The 721-nt window shown below is 68.8% G+C and carries 2 protein-coding genes; both read left to right on the forward strand.

What is annotated here, in order from left to right:
• Nucleotides 1-291 (forward strand): DUF1403 family protein (locus tag CWO89_RS44885; RefSeq protein ID WP_130584462.1); only part of this gene is annotated, 291 nt, incomplete at its 5' end.
• A 1-nt stretch (nucleotide 292) separates the two neighbouring features.
• Nucleotides 293-721: SMC-Scp complex subunit ScpB (gene scpB / locus CWO89_RS44890; RefSeq protein WP_130584463.1), on the forward strand; the 429-nt coding region annotated here is incomplete at its 3' end.

Below are 721 nucleotides of genomic sequence, written 5' to 3' on the forward strand. Positions count from 1 at the left end.
GCCTGGCTGGCGGCCTGCGCCGAGGCCTATGCACGCGCTGCCGCAGCAGCATCGGAACTCTATGCCGACCTCGTGCGACGCGCCAACCGGATGCTGGCCGCGGCGCCGAAGCTGCGCGGCCGCGACGCCGACGCGATGGTGGGGATCCTGATGATGGAAGATGCCCAGCCCGCCGGCGCCGGCAAGACGGCGAGCGATCGCAGCACACGGCGGCTGTTCGAGCGACTGGTGTCGCTCGGTGCGGTGCGCGAGCTCACCGGCCGGCCGACCTTCCGACTGTATGGGCTCTGACATGGGGCGGCGCGCGCGGCCGAAAGCGGATCTCGACACTGAATTGGCCGACCTCCCGCCGGAGCTGCGCTGGCGCGAATGGATGGGCCGGGTCGAGGCCGTGATCTTCGCCTCCCCCGAGCCGGTGACGCGCGAGACGCTCGCGCGCGTCGTCGGCCGCGATTGCAACCTCGATCTCATTATCGACGACATCCGCGACGAGCTCCGCGGCCGGCCTTACGAGCTTGTTGCCGTCGCCGGCGGTTGGCAGCATCGCACCCGGAAAAACTTCGCCGAGGCGATCCGCGCTGCGATCGGCGCGGGCAACGATGGCAAGGCCCTGTCGCAGACCGAAGCGCTGATCCTCGCCTGCATCGCCTATTACCAGCCAATCAATCGCAGCGAATTGTCATCCTTCTTCGGCAAGGAGGTCAGCCGCGATACCATCGGG

The sequence above is a fragment of the Bradyrhizobium sp. Leo170 genome (assembly GCF_004296405.1).
Lineage (GTDB): Bacteria > Pseudomonadota > Alphaproteobacteria > Rhizobiales > Xanthobacteraceae > Bradyrhizobium.